Origin of the sequence: Brenneria rubrifaciens (genome assembly GCF_005484945.1) — a bacterium.
GTDB lineage: Bacteria > Pseudomonadota > Gammaproteobacteria > Enterobacterales > Enterobacteriaceae > Brenneria > Brenneria rubrifaciens.
This window is the reverse complement of sequence record NZ_CP034035.1, coordinates 4008215-4028093: the sequence shown is the minus strand read 5'-3', so window position 1 is coordinate 4028093 and position 19879 is coordinate 4008215. Positions and strand designations below refer to the sequence as shown.

Annotated in this window: 15 protein-coding genes; all 15 read left to right on the top strand. The window is 56.0% G+C overall.

From position 1 onward, the window contains the following. The first annotated feature begins 705 nt into the window (after positions 1–705). The 15 genes from rpmH to EH207_RS17965 all read left to right on the top strand — a co-directional run bounded on the left by rpmH (position 706) and on the right by EH207_RS17965 (position 19878). Positions 706–846 carry a 50S ribosomal protein L34 gene (gene rpmH / locus EH207_RS18035; protein WP_004093983.1) on the top strand — a complete coding sequence of 47 codons (141 nt, stop codon included), beginning with the start codon at positions 706–708 and terminating at the stop codon, positions 844–846. 18 nt (positions 847–864) lie between these two features. Next, positions 865–1224, top strand: a complete 360-nt coding sequence (rnpA, locus tag EH207_RS18030) for a ribonuclease P protein component (protein ID WP_137715208.1) — start codon at positions 865–867, stop codon at positions 1222–1224. Next, complete coding sequence (gene yidD / locus EH207_RS18025; RefSeq protein WP_137715207.1) at positions 1188–1445, top strand: membrane protein insertion efficiency factor YidD; 258 nt, start codon at positions 1188–1190, stop codon at positions 1443–1445. Before rnpA ends, yidD begins: the two co-directional genes overlap by 37 nt. Before the next feature lie 2 nt (positions 1446–1447). Beyond that, positions 1448–3082: a membrane protein insertase YidC gene (yidC, locus tag EH207_RS18020; RefSeq protein WP_137715206.1), complete on the top strand. Its 1635-nt coding sequence runs from the start codon at positions 1448–1450 to the stop codon at positions 3080–3082. 142 nt (positions 3083–3224) lie between these two features. After that, the gene (gene mnmE, locus EH207_RS18015) at positions 3225–4589 is read left to right on the top strand and encodes a tRNA uridine-5-carboxymethylaminomethyl(34) synthesis GTPase MnmE (RefSeq protein ID WP_137715205.1); all 1365 of its coding nucleotides are present in this window, start codon (positions 3225–3227) and stop codon (positions 4587–4589) included. Between the two features lie 183 nt (positions 4590–4772). Beyond that, complete coding sequence (locus EH207_RS18010) at positions 4773–5963, top strand: tyrosine-type recombinase/integrase (RefSeq protein ID WP_137715204.1); 1191 nt, start codon at positions 4773–4775, stop codon at positions 5961–5963. Between the two features lie 166 nt (positions 5964–6129). Then, positions 6130–6447, top strand: coding sequence for an HVO_A0114 family putative DNA-binding protein (locus EH207_RS18005; RefSeq protein ID WP_137715203.1), 318 nt, complete (start codon positions 6130–6132; stop codon positions 6445–6447). Between the two features lie 35 nt (positions 6448–6482). Then, positions 6483–7466: a restriction endonuclease gene (locus EH207_RS18000; protein ID WP_217496137.1), complete on the top strand. Its 984-nt coding sequence runs from the start codon at positions 6483–6485 to the stop codon at positions 7464–7466. 95 nt (positions 7467–7561) lie between these two features. Then, positions 7562–8575, top strand: a complete 1014-nt coding sequence (locus tag EH207_RS17995) for an AAA family ATPase (RefSeq protein ID WP_137715201.1) — start codon at positions 7562–7564, stop codon at positions 8573–8575. A 16-nt stretch (positions 8576–8591) separates the two neighbouring features. Further along, the gene (locus EH207_RS17990; protein WP_137715200.1) at positions 8592–11222 is read left to right on the top strand and encodes a S8 family peptidase; all 2631 of its coding nucleotides are present in this window, start codon (positions 8592–8594) and stop codon (positions 11220–11222) included. A gap of 41 nt (positions 11223–11263) precedes the next feature. Further along, the gene (locus EH207_RS17985) at positions 11264–12979 is read left to right on the top strand and encodes a class I SAM-dependent DNA methyltransferase (protein ID WP_137715199.1); all 1716 of its coding nucleotides are present in this window, start codon (positions 11264–11266) and stop codon (positions 12977–12979) included. Continuing rightward, positions 12969–14393, top strand: coding sequence for a restriction endonuclease subunit S (locus EH207_RS17980; RefSeq protein ID WP_137715198.1), 1425 nt, complete (start codon positions 12969–12971; stop codon positions 14391–14393). The genes EH207_RS17985 and EH207_RS17980 overlap by 11 nt, the downstream gene beginning before the upstream one ends. Then, positions 14390–15667: an FRG domain-containing protein gene (locus EH207_RS17975; RefSeq protein WP_217496111.1), complete on the top strand. Its 1278-nt coding sequence runs from the start codon at positions 14390–14392 to the stop codon at positions 15665–15667. The genes EH207_RS17980 and EH207_RS17975 overlap by 4 nt, the downstream gene beginning before the upstream one ends. Further along, positions 15664–18813 (top strand): type I restriction endonuclease subunit R, encoded by a 3150-nt coding sequence (locus EH207_RS17970; RefSeq protein ID WP_137715197.1) that lies wholly within the window; start codon positions 15664–15666, stop codon positions 18811–18813. Before EH207_RS17975 ends, EH207_RS17970 begins: the two co-directional genes overlap by 4 nt. Before the next feature lie 21 nt (positions 18814–18834). Further along, entirely contained in the window at positions 18835–19878 is a 1044-nt protein-coding gene (locus EH207_RS17965) for a virulence RhuM family protein (RefSeq protein ID WP_137715196.1), read from the top strand. Position 19879: the final 1 nt, after the last annotated feature.

Genomic DNA, 19879 nt, shown 5'->3' with positions numbered 1-19879 from the left:
GGCGGACTCCACTCGAACAAGAACGATCAAAAAGAAAAGAATAAGAAACGTTATTTATGTGACTCATGATTTTGGCACCCTCTCCCACCACATCGCATGGAAGACAGGCACACCGCGTTGCCTAAGCGGTTTACCGTGACGATCCCGAAGTAAAGATCGCTAACGGGACGGCGGATCATAACCTAATCCCGAGAAGAGATCCTCCCCTTCCGCACAGTTTTGATCCTTTTTATCCACAGGCTATTCTTATAGTAGCTCTCTGTGACATACGGTATAGATCAGATTCTAATAACCTTATGTCTGGCTGTGCGGAATGGGATTAAGAATAACCCTGAGAACACGATCGCTACGGTGACCTCGATCATGATCTCGCCGAAGCGATCATGATCGCGATCCTTGCGCTTTATTATAGAGTCCGTATAATTCCCTGCCCTCGCGTCTTGCCTGTTTTCTGTGCTCGGCCAGACAGAAATCCAAAAAATAATTGGAATGGCTGGCATGTGAAGCGTGATGTTAATTGACTCAGGACTGTACAATTATTACAATCCCGCCTCTTCAGTTATATATGATAGTCATATGCGATTGAGGCGTCGGTCTTTTTCACGCCGAGTAGCCAAACGCGTTTACTGTGAAGTTGTGTTTGTTCCCCGCGCCAGCAGGAGCAGGAATAAACCGTTAATTATCCAAGTTTAGGTAGAAATCGCCATGAAACGCACTTTCCAACCGTCCGTATTGAAGCGTAACCGTAGCCATGGTTTCCGTGCTCGTATGGCCACCAAAAATGGTCGTCAGGTTCTGGCCCGCCGTCGTGCGAAAGGCCGTACTCGTCTGACTGTTTCTAAGTAATAAAAGCTAACCCGCCGAGTGGTTAAGCTCGCTTTTCCCAGGGAGTTACGTTTGTTAACTCCCAGTCATTTCACTTTCGTCTTCCAGCAGCCGCAACGGGCTGGCACGCCGCAAATTACTATCCTCGGCCGCCTGAATACGCTGGGGCATCCCCGCATCGGTCTTACCGTCGCTAAAAAGCATGTCAAACGTGCTCATGAACGCAATCGGATTAAACGCCTGACACGCGAAAGCTTTCGCCTGCATCAACATTCATTGCCATCAATGGATTTTGTGGTGATTGCGAAAAAAGGGGTGTCCGAACTGGACAATCGAACACTGACGGAAGCGTTGGAAAAACTATGGCGTCGGCACTGTCGTTTGGCTCCCGACTGCTGATCGGGTTGATACGTGGTTATCAATTCGTTATCAGTCCGTTACTTGGACCACATTGCCGGTTCCGGCCAACGTGCTCACAATACGGAATCGAGGCGATACGCAGGTTCGGCATGATAAAAGGCAGTTGGTTGACGCTCAAACGCGTATTAAAATGCCACCCTTTGAACCCTGGTGGTGATGACCCCGTACCGCCAAAAACCGACAATAACAGAGAACATTAACGATGGATTCGCAACGCAATCTTCTTCTCATCGCTCTGCTATTCGTGACCTTTATGATCTGGCAAGCCTGGGAAACGGACAAAAATCCGCCGGCGACCACGCAGGCCATACAGCAGGCGACGAATGCAGCTCCTGGTGATGCTACCAATCAGGGCGTACCGGCCAGCGGTCAAGGTCAGCTAATCAAAGTGAAAACCGACGTGTTGTCTCTGACCATCAATACCCGTGGTGGCGACATCGAGCAAGCATACCTGCTGGCTTACCCGGACACGTTGGGTTCAGATAACCCTTTCCTGCTGCTGGAAACCACTCCCGAGTTCGTCTATCAGGCGCAAAGCGGTCTGACCGGCAAGAACGGCCCGGATAACCCGGCGAATGGGCCGCGTCCATTGTTTACCGTCACCCAAGATCACTTTGAACTGGCCGAAGGTCAAAACGAACTGCGTATTCCGATGACTTACACCGCGGCGGACGGTGTCACCTACACGAAAACGTTTGTTCTTAAACGCGGTGACTATGCGCTGAACGTTGACTACAGCGTCAACAACGCCAGCGCACAGCCGCTGGAGCTGACCCTGTTCGGCCAATTGAAGCAATCTATTGATCTCCCCGAGCATCGTGATACCGGCAGCAGCAACTTTGCCCTGCATACTTATCGTGGCGCCGCATTCTCTTCCAGTGAAGACAAATACAAAAAATACAGCTTCAGCGACATGGATGAGAACCTGAACATCACCACCAGCGGCGGCTGGGTCGCCATGCTGCAACAATATTTTGCTACCGCATGGATACCGACAACCGCAGGCAACAACACATTTTATTCGTCCCGGTTGGGCAATGGACAGGCGGCTATCGGCTTCAAATCCTCACCGGTTGTCGTACCGGCGGGCAGTCAGCAAAACCTGAACGCCACCCTGTGGGTTGGCCCGGAAATTCAGGACAGGATGGCCGCTGTCGCGCCGCATCTGGATCTGACCGTGGATTACGGCTGGCTGTGGTTTATTTCTCAGCCGCTGTTTAAGCTGCTGAAATTCCTGCACGGCTTTATTGGCAACTGGGGCTTCTCCATTATCGCCATCACCTTTATCGTGCGCGGTATCATGTATCCGCTGACCAAAGCGCAATACACCTCCATGGCGAAAATGCGTATGTTGCAGCCCAAGCTGACGGCAATGCGTGAGCGCATCGGTGATGACAAACAGCGCATGAGTCAGGAAATGATGGCGCTGTATAAGTCTGAGAAAGTTAACCCGCTGGGCGGCTGCTTTCCGCTGTTGGTTCAGATGCCCATCTTTCTGGCGCTTTACTACATGCTGATGGGCTCCGTTGAACTGCGTCATGCACCGTTCGCGCTATGGATTCATGACCTGTCCGCGCAAGACCCGTACTACATTCTGCCGATTCTGATGGGCGTGACGATGTTCTTCATTCAGAAGATGTCGCCGACCACCGTCACCGATCCGATGCAGCAGAAGATCATGACTTATATGCCAGTTATTTTTACCGTGTTCTTCCTGTGGTTCCCATCTGGTCTGGTGCTGTACTATATCGTCAGCAACCTGGTGACAATCATTCAGCAGCAGTTGATCTACCGTGGTTTGGAGAAACGGGGCTTGCATAGCCGCGAGAAGAAATAATCACGAGATTGCCACATAAATAATGAGAATAAGGCGGTCAATGACCGCCTTATTTTTTATAACGTGCGCCACCTTATAGGCCGTCGCGAGGCGATATTAAAAAACGCTTCCGGCGTATTTTAATACGTTCAGAGAGACAACCATGAGCCATACCGACACCATCGTAGCCCAAGCCACGCCACCGGGACGCGGCGGCGTGGGTATTTTGCGTGTTTCCGGGCCAGCGGCATCCGCCGTAGCCCAAGCCGTTTTGGGCAAACTTCCCAGACCGCGTTATGCCGACTATCTGCCGTTCCAGGGTGTCGACGGAACGCCGCTCGATCAGGGAATAGCGCTGTGGTTTCCCGGCCCTCACTCCTTTACTGGTGAAGACGTACTCGAACTACAGGGGCACGGCGGCCCGGTCATTCTTGATTTGCTCCTGCAACGCATTCTGACACTGCCTGACGTGCGGATTGCCCGCCCCGGCGAGTTCTCCGAGCGCGCTTTCCTTAACGATAAGCTCGATCTGGCACAGGCGGAAGCCATCGCCGATCTGATTGACGCCAGTTCCGAACAGGCAGCCCGCTCTGCGCTCAATTCATTACAGGGGGCATTTTCCGCCCGCATCAATCATCTGGTTGACGCGTTGACGCATCTCAGGATTTACGTTGAAGCGGCCATTGATTTCCCCGATGAAGAGATCGATTTTCTCTCCGATGGCAAAATTGAAACGCAGCTCAATAATGTGATGGACGATCTGGATGCAGTAACAGCCGAGGCACATCAAGGCACTCTGCTGCGCGAAGGAATGAAGGTGGTGATCGCCGGTCGCCCGAACGCTGGTAAATCCAGTCTGCTCAATGCGTTAGCCGGTAGAGAAGCCGCTATCGTGACCGACATTGCCGGCACAACCCGCGATGTTTTGCGTGAGCATATCCATATCGACGGCATGCCGCTGCATATCATTGATACCGCCGGCCTGCGCGATGCCCACGATGAAGTGGAACGCATCGGTATTGAACGCGCCTGGCAGGAAATTGAACAGGCAGACCGTGTGCTATTTATGGTGGATGGCACCACAACGGATGCTATAGAGCCATCGGCAATCTGGCCGGAGTTTATCGCACGCTTACCGAAAACACTGCCCATTACCGTGGTACGCAATAAAGCCGACATTACCGGTGAAACGCTGGGTTTTGAAGAGGTAAATGCTTACTCACTTATTCGGCTATCCGCTCGTACCGGTGAAGGAATTGATACCCTGCGCGATCATCTCAAACAAAGCATGGGATTCACCAGCAACACTGAAGGCGGCTTTCTGGCGCGCCGCCGCCATTTACAGGCACTGGAACAGGCCGCTCAGCATCTGGTTCAGGGAAAAGATCAGTTGGTAAGCGCTCACGCAGGAGAACTACTGGCCGAAGAACTGAGGCTGGCTCAGCAGGCACTCAGCGAAATTACGGGGGAATTTACCTCCGATGACCTTCTTGGCCGTATTTTCTCCAGCTTCTGCATCGGGAAGTGAGATAGTGTCCAGGGACATCCATCAAAGTCTGCTGATGTGCCTGTAAGCCGTATAAATAAAGGGATTTTTGTCTGCTGAATGATTTGGTGATACAGTCAAAGCTGCTCACTTTTATGTCCAAGTTTAGCTCCAAGTAGCTGGCTGATTGCTTTCATCCCTCTACTTGGACATACGGAGGATGAGATGGCACTGACCGACAACGCACTCAAGGCGCTCAAGCCCAGGGACAAGACCTACACGGTCACCGACGACCGGGGGCTTCATGTGGAAGTGTTTCCGACCTGGGGCATCGTCTGGCGTTACCGCTACCGCCTGAATGGCAAGTACGAGAAGCTGACGCTGGGCAAATACCCCGCGCTGACGCTGAAGAATGCTCGCCTGAAACGGGATGAGGCGGCCCAGCAAGTGGCAATGGGCGAATCGCCGGCAAAGAAGAAGCAGCAAGCCAAGGTAGCCGGCGCAGAAGACGCCACCGTGGCCGAATTCGCCGAACGCTTCTTCAAGGACATCCAGTCACGCGACCGCAAGAACGTGACCATGCCGCGCCGCTACCTGGAAAAGGACATCCTGCCGCACATCGGCAACAAGCCGATCCGGGACATCACCGCCGAGGACGTGCGCAGCGTCATCTGGCGCAAGAAGGAACAAGGCTTCGACGCCGCCGCTGGCCAAGTGCGCGGCCTGCTCAAGCGCATGTTCGACTACGCGCTGACCTGCGGCCTGATCCAGGCCAACCCGGTGATGGCCCTGCCGATGCGCCACGTCTACCGCGCCGCCGCCCGCGACCGGGCGCTAACGCCGGACGAGATCCGGCAGTTCCTGCGCGCCATGCAGACCTCCAACATCCGCCGCCAGTTCAAGATCGCTTTCCAACTGATCCTGATGACCCTGGTGCGCAAGTCGGAACTGATGCTGGCGCAGTGGAAGGACGTGCATCTGGACGAAGGCGAATGGCACATCCCGGTGGAAAACTCCAAGACCGGCAAGCCGCACATCGTCTACCTGTCCACCCAGGCGCAGACGCTGTTCAAGGAACTCAAGCCGCTGGCCAGCAGCAGCATTTGGGTGTTGCCGGGTCGTGGCACCCTGGCCAAGCCCTTCGCCAACAATGCGCTGAACCAGGCGCTAAAGGTGTCATTGCAGGGGCAGGAGATCCCCGCCTTCACCATCCATGACTTGCGGCGAACTGCTTCGACTCTGCTGCACGAGCAGGGCTGGCCTTCGGATGTAGTGGAAAAGGCGCTGAACCACACCATTGGCGGCGTGCGTGGCGTCTACAACCGGGCGGAGTATGCCGAGCAGCGGCGGGAGATGTTGCAGGCGTGGGCGGATTACATCGACGGGTTGGCACCATCGGCCAATTTGGTGGTGTGAGTCCGTCCGGGGCGCTGGCGGCCTTTTCCCTTTTGGGGTAGGGCCGTTGCCCATTGATTGCCATTCTCTGACCCCTGCCTTTTCCTTTATGGCAGGCATTTGTGATCGACGATGATTATCAGATACTGATACAATACTGAATCAACGTGTCATTGGATTCGCGATCATGAAGCGCTGCATTGTGGGTATCCGACAGCCAGACGGTTCGCCACTGAAGGGAAGCGAAACGCCCAGTATTTGGTTTCCCTCGCTGGCATCACTGGCAGCGGTGCTGTCGGACGACAACCGCCGCCTGCTGCGCCTGATCCATGACAAACAACCCAAGTCCCTGACCGAACTTGCCGAACTCAGCGGCCGCAAGGTGCCGAACCTGTCACGCACTCTGAGAATGATGGCCGATTACGGCCTGGTATCGCTGCAGCGCAATGTTCGGGATGTTCAGCCGACTGCGCTGGCGACTGAGTTTCTGGTGGTGCTGGATTGATGGCTACGAATAAGAGAGGGTATGCAATGGCACGGATGTGGATGGTGCGCGGCGAAGGCGGCAGCTTGTATGACGCCTTTCGAGAACGCGGCGTGGCTGCCGTGGGCTGGAATCAATTGGCAGCCCATGCCAAACCCGGTGTCGGGCGCAAGCAGTTGATCGCCCTGTACCAGTCTGCTGAGCCACAGGCAAAACAAGGCACAGTGGTATCGGGTGCATCCCAGGTCTGGCGTTTCGTCAACGACATCCAGAATGGCGACTGGGTCATCACCTATTCGCCAGCCAATCGCCTGTACTCGATCGGCAAGGTCACAGGACCAGCCGAACACCACCCTGAGTGGGCCGAACAAGGCATGCCATTGGCACGCAAGATCCAGTGGCAAGTGCAGGAGTTGCCACGCGACAGCTTGGGCACCAGCACAAAGAACAGCCTGGGTTCGACTCTGACCCTGTTCGAGGTGCCGTCCAGCGCGGCAGCCGAAGTGCTGGCGGCGCTGAAGGGTAAACCAGCTCCAGTCGTGGAAGATGAAGCCGAGGAAGTCATCGCCGATCCATTGGCCGACATCGAGTCCCAAGCGCTGGAACGCATCAAGGATCGGGTCAACGAACTGGACTGGGATGACATGCAGCAGCTAGTTGCCGGCATCCTGCGCGCCATGGGCTACAAGACCCAAGTCTCGCCGCCTGGCTCCGACCGTGGGAAGGACATCGTGGCGTCGCCGGACGGCTTCGGCTTCGAACACCCGCGCATCGTCGTGGAGGTCAAGCATCGCAAGGGACAGATGGGAAGCCAGGAGATTCGCAGCTTCCTCGGCGGCCGCCATAAGGATGATCGCGGGCTGTATGTCAGCACGGGCGGTTTCACCAAGGACGCCCAATATGAAGCCGACCGCGCCTCTATTCCGCTGGCGATGTGGACACTGGACCACGTGGTCCGCGCACTAGTCGAGCACTACGACGCGACCGACGCCGAAACTAAACGGATTGTTCCGTTGAAGCGGCTGTATTGGCCTGCGTGAGTTAGAAATGAACGACATGAGCCCAACAGCTATACAACAGGCACTCTATCAACGCACGACAGTGCCACCCAAATATTTCATCAAGGTGAACCCACATGGCGCAAGCTGATACCTTGGTCGCCCTGGTAAAAGCAGCCAGCAGCGGCGACCAACCGTCTTTCCGAAAGTCGACCGAAGCCTTGATTCAAGAAGAGCGTGGCAAAGGACACCGAATCCTGGCCGAGCGCTTGGAAAAGGCATTGCGCGCGTCCTCTCATCAGGCAACCTTGTTCCAATCGTCCATGCCAACGGCGCGCCACACGCAGGCCGGAGGTGTCGCGCCAAAGGATTTGGTTGCTGAGTTGACACCGGAACGCTCGATGGAAAGCTTGGTGCTCGCTGATAGTATCCGCGAGCAATTGCGGGAAGTTGTCGAGGAACAGCATCGCACTGAGTTACTACATGCTCATGGTCTGAGCCCTAGGCACCGAGTCCTGTTGGCTGGGACGCCGGGGAACGGCAAAACATCGGTTGCTGAAGCGTTAGCATTTGAGTTGATGGTGCCGCTGATCGTTGTGCGTTATGAATCATTGATTGGCAGTTATCTGGGGGAGACCTCTGTTCGTTTGAAGGCACTTCTCGACTACGCCAGAACGCGGCGCTGCGTGTTGTTCTTCGACGAATTCGAGACATTGGGAAAAGAGCGAGGAGACACACACGAAACGGGAGAGATCAAGCGTGTCGTCAGCTCTTTGTTGCTTCAACTCGATGACCTTCCGGATTATGTGGTGGTCGTTGCTGCTAGCAATCACCCAGAGCTTTTGGATAGGGCCGTTTGGCGGCGCTTTCAGGTTCGACTGGAACTTCCACTACCCACCCGCGCGCAGTTGACCGCGTTCGTCGCCTCGATCAGCGAACGCAGCAAAGTCAATTTTGGTTTAGCCGCTGAGACCGTCGCAAAAAGGCTTTTAGGCCTCAGTTTTTCAGAGGTGGAAGAGTTCTGTCTGGGAGTAGTCCGGAGGGCGGTCTTGGATCAAAAAGTGGATGACGCCAGCACCATCGTCTCTTCCAGGTTAGAGCAGTGGAAGAAACGCTTGAAACCTGCCAATAAAGAAGCATCAGACGAATAAGGCACAAGGAGGGGGTATGCCTGATGAGTACTTGCCGTTGCTGGTTTTTCCTGAGAAGCGAATTCTACAGCCAGAAAAGGGCAATGGATTTCCACCGGGGAAACAGAATTTGCCCGGCCATGGCGCCCAGGTAGCCCGTATTGGAAGACAGATCGAGCATCTGGAAGAAGACTTCGCACGCTATCAGGCCAGCCTGACTGGCGCACTGGCCGGGCTCGAACCTGAAATGGTCCTGGTCATTGAGATCGTTGGACGCCTGGACGACTTCAGACAAGCCGTTGAAGCGGCTGGCCTGGAGTGGCTGGGAGAGACGGAAATCGACGACCTGGAGGCTGAGGATGAAGGCTTCCATGAGCGAGATGCTGCCGGTCAACCTGCGGTTAAGCCGCTGAGCGGTCGCATGTTTCTGGCCATGAGCAACATGGCTGGCTTGCAAGAGATTCTCGCGCTTTGGGAGCAATGGAAAGCCCATAAAAGCCTGCCCCACGGAAAAACAAAGTGGAAAGCCGTTTTCGAGCAATTGAACGTGCTGAGGCGCTGGGGCATTGAGGAGACATTGGTCGAAACAGGAATGATCGACCGCTGGCAGGACCTGCTTGAACCCCTTGATCCCGAAGAGAAGGTCAGATTTCAGATTGAGCTTTTCTACCGCAAGAGGGCTGAGAAGCGTCGAAATAATGAAGCAGCAATTCGTTCATTGCTTGAAGGCCTCGGAGGCCTAACGCTTTCGGCGTTCCTTGATATGCCTCAGATCGCATTCCATGCGGTCAAGGCCGAATTGCCTGCTCACGCCATTCAATCGCTGCTCCATCAAGTAGCTGCAGATGGAGCTGATATCGACATCGAACTGTTCAAATTCGCCGGCATCATGTATTTCCGCCCTACCGGGCAAAGCCTGGCGGTTTCTGAGGAGGGCGAGGGAGAGCCGGCTGCGTTCCCCGAAAGTGTCAGTGACCTTCCTCCTGTCGCAGCGCTCCTTGATGGCGCTCCATTGCAATTGCATGAAGCGCTGAAAGATCGACTGCTGGTTGATGACACCTTTGGCTTGGAGGCCACTTATCAACCTGGCGAGCGCAAGCATGGCACTGCCATGGCTTCCTTGATTCTTCATGGGGATCGCAGCAATCCCGAGTCCGAACCGCTACCGCACAAACTGTATTGCATCCCGGTGATGCAGCCTGACCATCAGACACGCGAACATGATGAACATATGCCGGATGACGTTTTCTTTGAAGACCGCATCCATATTGCCGTTCGGCGCATGTTCGAAGGCTCTGGCGACGTCCCCGCGCAAGCGCCTACAGTCAAGGTCATCAATCTTTCCATTGGTGATACAGCGCGGGAATTTATCCATACGCCAAGTCCTTGGGCACGGTTACTCGATTGGTTGGCCTATCGCCACCGCGTGCTGTTCTGCGTCAGCGCGGGCAACTACTGCGACGTGATTGATATCGGACTCAATCAGCAGCAGTTCGCTGCTCTTTCTGATGGAGAGAAGATAAGCTCCACCGTTAACGCGATATCAAATAGCTTGACTTCCCGGCGTCTGCTTTCGCCGGCAGAAGCGATGAATGCCATTACGGTAGGAGCCGCTCATGCTGATGATTCTGGAGATGCATATCCGCAATTTGGCCAGCGTGTCGATGTGCTGCCTTCGCAAACTCTGTTCAGTCCTGCGACCCGTCTGGGTTTTGGTTTTAAACGCTCCATAAAGCCTGACATCCTCATGCCCGGAGGGCGGCAACTCTACAACGCCCCTGTGCTAGCTAGATCTACCCTGTACAGCGTCGACAACTCCATCGTCGGACCAGGTCAAAAAGTTGCGCTGGACAGCAGACAGCAAGGCGTTTTGAACAACGAAGCCTTCTGGCGTGGAACCAGCAACGCGACGGCGCTGGCCACACGAGGTGCGGTACGGCTGTACGACATGCTGGACAGACTACGCAACGAGGAGGGGGAGGATATTCCCGAGACGTTGATGTCGGTGCTGATGAAGGCGCTACTGGTACATGGGGCTAAGCAAGACGACGCTGGCAAGCAACACATCGAACAAGCGCTGAAAGACGCGCGCAACTCTCGCCAGTTCAAGCAAGTTATCACGCGCTACCTTGGCTATGGAGCCATGGATATCGAGCGTGTGCTGACCTGCACTGCCCAGCGAGCAACCGTTTTGGGCTGCGGAGAAATTCGGGAAAACGAGGTACATGAATACGCCTTCCCCATCCCTCCCGGTTTTTCTTCCCAAAGGATTTGGCGGCGGTTTGTCGTGACTCTCGCTTGGCTGACACCAATCAATCCGTACCACCGCAATCTTCGAGAAGCCAAGCTGACGCTAGAGCCCGGAGGGGGAAACTGGTCCAGTCAGATCCTTAAACTGGATCGTCAGGACGGTGATCACAATCAGGTGGAGCGTGGCACCGTGCAGCATGAAGTGCTCGAAGGCAAGAAGCAAATTCAGGCCTTCGAGGACGGCGAGACCTTGCGCATTCGCGTCACCTGCAAAAAGGACGCGACTGCACGCCTTGATGCTGTCATTCCCTACGGGCTCGCTGTGACGTTGGAAGCGAAGGAAGACATTCCGATCTACCAGCAAGTCCGCGCCCGTATCAAGCAGCCGGTGCGTATTGCACCGGGCGTAGGCCGGTGATCGCATAACGGCATGAAACATTTAGAACAAGGCATCTCTGGATGAAACCCATCGAACAACAGTTCTTCAACGACCTGGAAAAGAAGCTCTGGACCGCTGCCGACAAGCTGCGCTCCAACCTCGACGCCGCCGTGTACAAGCACGTCGTGCTCGGGCTGATTTTCCTCAAATATGTTTCCGATGCTTTCGAAGAACGGCAACGCGAACTGCGCGAACAGTTCACCAATCCGGATCATGACTACTACATGGATCCGGACGAATACGGCGGCGGGGGCACCCAGGAGTACGAAGACAACATCGCCGCCGAGCTCGAAGTCCGCGACTACTACACCGAGAAGAACGTGTTCTGGGTGCCTGTAGAAGCGCGCTGGCAAACCCTGCGTGACTGTGCGCAGCTGCCGCCCAAGGCAGCGCTGCCGTGGAACAAGCCGGGCAAGGACGAGCCGGAGGAAATGCGCTCGGTCGGCTGGCTGATCGACAACGCCATGGAAGCCGTCGAGCGCGAGAACGCCCGCCTGAAGAATGTGCTCAACAAGGACTTCGCCCGCGTGCAGCTCGACTCCAGCAAGCTGGCCGGGCTGATCAGCCACTTCTCGGATACCGACTTCAGTGCCAAGGAATACAAGGGCCAGCCGCTGGACCTGAAATCCAAGGACATTCTCGGCCACGTCTACGAATACTTCCTCGGCCAGTTCGCCCTGGCCGAAGGCAAGAAGGGCGGCCAGTACTACACGCCCAAGAGCATCGTCACCCTGATCGTGGAAATGCTTCAGCCGTTCAAGGGCCGCGTCTACGACCCGGCCATGGGCTCCGGCGGCTTCTTCGTGCAGAGCGAAGAGTTCATCGAGCAGCACGGTGGCAAGGCCGCCAACGGTAAGAGTGGGCAGATCAGCGTCTACGGGCAGGAGAGCAACCCCACCACCTGGCGGCTGGCCGCGATGAACATGGCCATCCGCGGCATCGACTTCAACTTCGGCAGTGGCCCGGCCGACACCCTCCTGAACGACCTGCACCCGGACCTGCGTGCCGATTTCGTCATGGCCAACCCGCCCTTCAACATGAAGGAATGGTGGAACGAAAAGCTGGCCGCCGACCCCCGCTGGATCGCCGGCACGCCGCCGCAAGGCAACGCCAACTTCGCCTGGTTGCAGCACATGCTCTGGCACCTGGCGCCCACCGGCAGCATGGCGTTGCTGCTGGCCAACGGCTCCATGAGTTCCAACACCAACAACGAAGGCGAAATCCGCAAGCGGCTGGTCGAGGACGACTACGTGGAGTGCATGGTCGCGCTGCCCGGCCAGTTGTTCACCAACACCCAGATACCGGCCTGCATCTGGTTCCTGACCCGTGACAAGCAGAACGGCTTTGCGCTCGACAAAAAAAAGCGCGGCCGGCGCGGCGAATTCCTGTTCATCGACGCCCGCCAGATGGGCTACATGAAAGACCGCGTACTGCGCGACTTCACCGCCGACGACATCCAGAGAATCGCCGACACCTTCCATGCTTGGCAGCAGGGCGAGGGGTACGAGGATGTATCTGGCTTTTGCTACTCCGCCAAGCTGGAGGACGTGCGCAAGCATGAGCATGTGCTTACGCCGGGGCGCTATGTGGGTGCGGCGGAACAGGAAGTCGACGGAGAACCCTTTGCCGAGAAGATGCAGCGATTGACCGCGCAACTGGCAGTTCAGTTTGCGGAGAGTGCCAAGCTGGAGGAAGAAATCAAGAAGAGTCTGGCGGGGTTGGGTTATGGCCTCTAAATGGGTAGAAGTGCCACTAGAACAACTCAAAGCTCAGACCAAGAGTGCCTTCGCCATGGGGCCTTTTGGCTCAAAGATTAAGGCAGAGAACTTCACGACTGTTGGAGTTCCTGTAATCAAGGGCGGCAATCTCAATGCGACCTACCTAGATGAGTCGGACTTCGATTTTTTGACCCAAGAGAAAGCTGACGAACTGGAATCCGCTAAGGCTCGTAGACTGGATATTGTAATCACACATCGAGGTACTCTCGGTCAAGTGGGTTTAATACCGGAAGACTCAAAATATGAGGAGTATGTCGTCTCTCAGAGTCAGCTCAAAATGTCCTTTGATATCAAACGAGTTGATCCATATTTCGTCTATTACTTTCTGAAATCACCGCTCGGACAATCGCGGCTTCTATCCAATGCATCTCAGGTGGGCGTTCCTGCCATAGCACAGGCTTTAACGTCTGTTCGAGCTATTGAAATCCCGATCCCAGAAAATCGTTCGGAACAAGTTCGTATTTCGAGCGTCTTACGCAGTTTGGACGACAAAATAGACCTCAACTGCGGCACCAACCAAACCCTCGAAGCCATGGCGCAAGCCATCTTCAAATCATGGTTTGTCGATTTCGACCCAGTCAAGGCCAGGATCACCGCCATCGAACAAGGCGAAGACCCGCTGCGCGCCGCCATGCGCACCATCAGCGGCAAGACCGATGCCGAACTTGACCAGATGCCCCGCGAGCACCACGACCAACTCGCCGCCACCGCAGCGCTGTTTCCCGAGGCAATGGAAGAGTCGGAGTTGGGGGAGATTCCAAAGGGGTGGGAGGTTGTTCCTGCAAGCGCATTGATTGAGTTCAATCCGAAAGAGCCTTTGCGTAAAGGTACTGTTGCACCTTATCTGGATATGGCGTCATTGCCGACTTCCGGAAGTTGGGCAGAGCCACCAGTTCCCAGAGAGTTTGGTAGCGGTATGCGGTTTCGCAATGGTGATGCATTGCTGGCGCGTATCACCCCATGCTTGGAAAACGGTAAATCGGCTTTCGTGCAAAACTTGCCTGATGAAACAGTGGGATGGGGTTCAACCGAGTTCATTGTCATGCGGTCAAAAAATCCTGTCCCGCGGGAGTATGCCTATTTGTTGGTGCGGCATGCCGCCTTTCGTGAGCATGCAATACGAAGCATGACTGGAACATCCGGTCGCCAGCGCGCGCAGGCCGATGCTGTTGCAGGATTCAAGGTTGTTAGCCCTTCTGAAATCTCAGTTTGGTTCGCCTTTTCCCATCTATTGGACTCTTGCTTTAAAGTCATTAAATGCCAATCCGAAGCTGTGGAAAAATTAGCAGAACTTCGCGATATTCTTCTTCCCCAGCTTATTTCTGGTGAGTTGGCCGCTCCCTCTGATCTCAATGATGGAGAAAGTCAGTGAGCCAGCAAGAAAGCACCTTCTCCGAGAAACAGAGCATAGGCTACTTTGAGAAAATTCCAGTTTGGGGGGGTGGAGAAAAGTGCTTTGAAATAATGGCCGATGAACGCAGTGGCCGAATCCCAATAACCCGACTGGAGTCTTGGCGGAGTTACACAGAACTACTGGAAAGCCCCTTCTTCAATCATCCAGGAATACAGCTGATTTTTCGTGGCCAACGACGCTCCGACTGGAGTTTGATGCCGACCCTGGGTCGTCTATCCGATAACGGAGTCGTCACCGAGAATTTGGCAGCGACTCAGCTTGAGCGATTCAAGCGGGCGATCCGAGGCCGACTTAGTGACAATAGTCTCGTGGACGAAGATGACGAGCTTTGGTCCATTGGTCAGCATCACGGATTGATGACTCCTTTACTCGACTGGACTTATTCCCCCTATGTTGCCCTGTTTTTTGCCTTTGCCAAGGCTGACAGCAAGGATGAAGAAGAAAATCCGTATCGTGTCGTCTACGTTCTCAACAAGAGTTTTATTCTTGAGCATCAGGATGAGACTGGCATTCGGCTTTGGGAGCCACGCAAGGACAGCTATGGGAGGTTGGTTAATCAGGCTGGACTATTCACCTTCTCTCCATATGACGCCACGATAGAAAACAAGCTGGCAAATGTCTTAGCTGACGATGAGGCTTTTGAAGATGAGGGGTTACGCTCCGCATCGGAAGAAGATCAGCCTGATCTATTAGCTCGATACATCTGCAAGATTTATATCCGTAATGAAGGACGTGATGCTTGTTTGCGCCATCTTAGACGGATGAATGTGCATCATGCCAGTCTCTTTCCTGATCTGATCGGCGCATCTGATTATTGCAATATCACAACTGCCGAAGCGGAAGAGGAAGCTAGTCTTGCGCGAGCTGCAGAGCGTGAGCGCTTGACCTCTACTCAAATTGTTCAAGTGCCTCCTGTTCCAGCTATTGATGTTGTGGAGGCTCCCCTCATTGATTCGGAGCAAAATTCTTTCAACATTGATGCCATTTTGCGTGCGCATCCTGATACGCAGCAAGTGGAACCAGGACGTATCGCCTTGATTGCTAGCGAGCTGTCCCGCGATATTTCCAAACACCAGGTTGTGGATTGGGACAAACGCGAAGACGCTCAGGCTCGAATGCGTAACGTTATCCGAGTCACGTTGCGAAAGAACGGCTATCCATCGCAACTACGTGATTTCGTGGTCGAACAAATCATGGATGCGGTGAAGCAGCAGGTAGCGGAGGGGAAATGATTACTGAACAACAACTCGAAGACCTCTGCATTGAATGGTTCGGGAGTCTCGGTTGGACGTACACACAGGGCCCTGATATTGCGCCCGATGGAGACCAACCTGCTCGCTCCGACTATCGTCAGACCGTATTGCGCGAACGCTTGTTGGTCGCGCTCATCCGCATCAACCCGCACATCCCCGTCGCGGCGCTGGAGCAGGCGGCACACGAGCTTCTGACGGTCAGCGAGCCGCTGCTGATTGCACGCAACCGTCATGTGCATCGACTGCTGCTGGCTGGCATTCCGGTCGAGTTCTCCATAGGCGACGAAAATCGCACCGACCTGGTCAGCCTGATCGACTTCGCCAACCCACGCAACAACGATTTCCTGTTGGTCAGCCAGTTCACCGTCACTGGCACCAAGCAGCCGCGTCGTCCGGATTTGGTGGCTTTCGTCAACGGCCTGCCGCTGGCGGTGATCGAGCTGAAGAACCCAGCCAACGAGCAGACCGACATCTGGGATGCCTTCAACCAGATCCAGACCTACAAGGAAGAGATCGGCGACCTGTTCAACACCAATGTGGCGGTGGTGGTCAGCGACGGTTTCACGGCGCGGTTGGGGTCGCTCACGGCCAATCAGGAGCGCATGCAGCCCTGGCGGGCAATCGCTAGTGAAGACGACCGACCGCTGCTGGAGTTCGAGCTGGAGACGCTGGTGCGCGGGTTCTTCGCACCTGCGCTGTTTCTCGATTACGTGCGCCACTTCGTGCTGTTCGAACAGGATGCCGACCACATCGTCAAGAAGATCGCGGGCTACCACCAGTTCCATGCGGTGCGCGAGGCGGTGAAGGCCACGGTGATCGCCGCCAGCAGTCCGAACAAAGGCGTGCTGGAAGTGCAGGAGCCGCGTGCCACCTATGGCAAGGAAGTGCGGCGCGGCAGCCGCAAGGCCGGCGTGGTGTGGCATACGCAAGGCTCGGGTAAGAGCATCACCATGGCCTGCTACGCGGGCAAGCTGTTGCAGCAGCCGGAGATGAAAAACCCCACGCTGGTGGTGGTGACCGACCGCAACGATCTGGACGGGCAGTTGTTCGGCACCTTCTGCGCCGCCGAAGACCTGCTGCGGCAGACGCCGATGCAGGCTGGCAGCCGCGAGGAACTGCGCGAGATGCTGGCTTCGCGCGAGGCTGGCGGCATCATCTTCACCACGGTGCAGAAGTTTGCCATGTTGGACGATGAGGAACAGCACCCGCTGCTGTCGGATCGCAGCAATATCGTGGTGATTTCCGACGAGGCGCACCGCAGCCAGTACGGCATGAAAGGGCGACTAGATACCAAGACCGGCAAGTACGTATTTGGCTACGCCAAGCACATGCGCGACGCGCTGGCCAACGCCACCTTCATCGGCTTCACTGGCACCCCCATCGCCCTGGAAGACAAAGACACGAGGGCGGTGTTCGGCGATTACGTCAGCATCTACGACATTCAGGACGCGGTGGACGATGGCGCCACGGTACCGATCTTCTACGAAAGCCGCCTGGCCAAGCTGGATGTGAACCAGGCCGAGATCGACGCACTCAATGCCCAGGTAGATGAGGTCATCGAGGACGAGGAAGACATCACCGCCCGCGAGAAGACCAAGAGCGATTGGGCCGCGCTGACCAAGCTGGTCGGCGCGCAGCCGCGTCTGGAACAGGTGGCTGCCGACTTGGTGCAGCACTTCGAGACGCGCACGGCCACGCTGGAAGGCAAGGCGATGATCGTGTGCATGAGCCGTGACATTTGCGCCGAGCTGTACAACGCCATCGTCGCCCTGCGCCCGGACTGGCACGATGCCGACCCGGAGAAGGGCGCAATCAAGGTAGTGATGACCGGCTCGGCAGCGGACAAGCCCTTGCTGCAGCCGCACCTGTACAGCCAGCAGGTGAAGAAACGCCTGGAAAAGCGCTTCAAAGACCCGGCAGACCCGTTGAAGCTGGTGATCGTGCGCGACATGTGGCTGACAGGCTTCGACGCGCCCTGCTGCCACACCATGTATGTAGACAAGCCCATGAAGGGCCACAACCTGATGCAGGCCATTGCCCGCGTCAACCGGGTGTTCCGCAACAAGCCCGGTGGATTGGTGGTGGATTACATCGGTATTGCCAACGAACTGAAAGCGGCGCTCAAGACCTACACTGAGTCCAAGGGCAAAGGCGATCCGGCGCACAACGCAGCCGAGGCCCTGGCCGTGCTACTGGAAAAACTCGACATTGTGCGCGGGCTGATGCACGGCTTCGACTACAGCGGGTTCGAGACCGATGCAATGAAGCTGCTGGTGCCGGTGGCCAACCACATTCTGGGGCTGAAGGACGGCAAGCAGCGCTTCCTTGATGCCATGCTGGCCGTGAGCAAGGCATTTTCCCTGTGCAGCACGTTGGACGAAGCTGCCGCCCTGCGCACGGAGATTGCCTTCTTCGCCGCCGTCAAGGCCGCCATCGTCAAGTTCACCACGGTGGATCGCAAGCGTTCCGACGCAGACAAGAACAGCGCGCTCAAACAGATACTGGACAACGCCATCGTGGCCGACGGTGTGGCGGATATCTTCGCTCTGGCGGGCCTGGACAAGCCCAACATCGGCCTGCTGTCGGACGAGTTCCTAGAAGACGTGCGGCAGATGAAGACCCGCAACCTGGCGGTGGAACTGCTCGAAAAGCTGTTGCGTGACGAGATCAAGGCGCGGGCGCGCAACAACGTTGTGCAGGAGAAGAAGTACGGCGACCGCCTGCTGGAAACCTTGCGCAAGTACCACAACCGGGCGGTGGAAACGGCGCAGGTCATCGAGGAACTGATCCAGATGGCCAAGGACTTCCAGGCGGCGCTGGCACGTGAAGCCGCGCTGGGACTGAATCCGGACGAGATCGCCTTCTACGATGCGCTGGCCAACAACGAAAGCGCCGTGCGGGAGTTGGGCGACGATACCCTGAAGAAGATCGCCGTCGAGATCACCGAGAAACTGCGCAACAGCACCACAGTGGATTGGCAGGTACGCGAGAGCGTGCGGGCGAAGCTGCGGATTCTGGTGCGGCGTACGCTGAAGAAGTGGAAGTACCCGCCGGTGGGTGAGGATGCCGCGATCGAACTGGTGCTGAAGCAAGCGGAATCACTGTCGAACGCTTGGTCGAAGTGATGGCTGCATAGGGGGCTTGGTATGAATGGCAAAAAACTGATTCGCAACAGCACAGCCGAGTTTCTGATCTTCACTGGCCAGGCCGGCGAGCAGAGCATCGAAGCCCGCTACGAGGACGAGACCCTATGGCTGTCGCAGAAGCTGATGGCCGAACTGTTCGGGGTGGATGTGCGCACCGTCAGCGAGCACCTGAAGAACATCTTTGCCAGCCAGGAACTCGCGCCTGAGGCAACTATCCGGAATTTCCGGATAGTTCAGCAAGAGGGCCAGCGGGAGGTATCCCGGGCGGTGGACTTCTATAGCCTCGACGCCATTATTTCCGTCGGCTACCGGGTCAACTCCATACGCGCAACGCAGTTCCGCCAGTGGGCGACCGGCGTCCTGCGTGAGTTCGCCATCAAGGGCTATGTGCTGGATCGTCAGCGCATGGAAAACGGCAGCTTCCTGGACGAGGACTACTTCGAGCGGCTGCTGGCGGAAATCCGCGAGATCCGTCTCAGCGAGCGACGCTTCTACCAGAAGATCACCGACATCTATGCCACCAGCGTGGATTACAACAAGGACGCACCGACTACCAAGGCCTTCTTCGCCAAAGTACAGAACAAACTGCATTACGCCATCCACGGTCATACGGCCGCTGAGTTGATCCGCAAGCGGGCCGATAGCAGCAAGCCGCATATGGGGCTGACTTCCTGGGCGAGCGCGCCCGAAGGCAAGATTCTGAAAACCGACGTAGCCGTGGCCAAGAACTACCTGACCAAGGACGAGTTGGATTCGTTGGGCCGTATCGTCAACGCCTATCTGGAACTGGCCGAGGATCGTGCTCGCCGCAAAATCCCCATGAGCATGGAAGACTGGTCAAAGCGGCTGGACGCCTTCCTCGAATTTGATGAACGGGAAGTGCTACAGAACAGCGGCAAGATTTCTGCGAATGTTGCCCAGACGCATGCGGAAAGTGAATTTGAGAAGTACAGAATTGTGCAGGATCGCCTGTTTGAAAGTGACTTCGACAAGGTAGTAAAAAATCTGGCAGCCGGTGACCCGAACGCCAAAGATGACAGATAAG

Bases quoted from the DNA above. Each gene is read 5' to 3' on its own strand.
- yidD (WP_137715207.1), top strand. From the start codon at position 1,188: ATGGCGTCGGCACTGTCGTTTGGCTCCCGACTGCTGATCGGGTTGATA.
- yidC (WP_137715206.1), top strand. From the start codon at position 1,448: ATGGATTCGCAACGCAATCTTCTTCTCATCGCTCTGCTATTCGTGACC.
- rpmH (WP_004093983.1), top strand. From the start codon at position 706: ATGAAACGCACTTTCCAACCGTCCGTATTGAAGCGTAACCGTAGCCAT.
- EH207_RS17990 (WP_137715200.1), top strand. From the start codon at position 8,592: ATGCCTGATGAGTACTTGCCGTTGCTGGTTTTTCCTGAGAAGCGAATT.
- EH207_RS17980 (WP_137715198.1), top strand. From the start codon at position 12,969: ATGGCCTCTAAATGGGTAGAAGTGCCACTAGAACAACTCAAAGCTCAG.
- mnmE (WP_137715205.1), top strand. From the start codon at position 3,225: ATGAGCCATACCGACACCATCGTAGCCCAAGCCACGCCACCGGGACGC.
- EH207_RS18000 (WP_217496137.1), top strand. From the start codon at position 6,483: ATGTGGATGGTGCGCGGCGAAGGCGGCAGCTTGTATGACGCCTTTCGA.
- EH207_RS18005 (WP_137715203.1), top strand. From the start codon at position 6,130: ATGAAGCGCTGCATTGTGGGTATCCGACAGCCAGACGGTTCGCCACTG.
- EH207_RS17985 (WP_137715199.1), top strand. From the start codon at position 11,264: ATGAAACCCATCGAACAACAGTTCTTCAACGACCTGGAAAAGAAGCTC.
- EH207_RS17995 (WP_137715201.1), top strand. From the start codon at position 7,562: ATGGCGCAAGCTGATACCTTGGTCGCCCTGGTAAAAGCAGCCAGCAGC.
- EH207_RS18010 (WP_137715204.1), top strand. From the start codon at position 4,773: ATGGCACTGACCGACAACGCACTCAAGGCGCTCAAGCCCAGGGACAAG.
- EH207_RS17965 (WP_137715196.1), top strand. From the start codon at position 18,835: ATGAATGGCAAAAAACTGATTCGCAACAGCACAGCCGAGTTTCTGATC.
- EH207_RS17970 (WP_137715197.1), top strand. From the start codon at position 15,664: ATGATTACTGAACAACAACTCGAAGACCTCTGCATTGAATGGTTCGGG.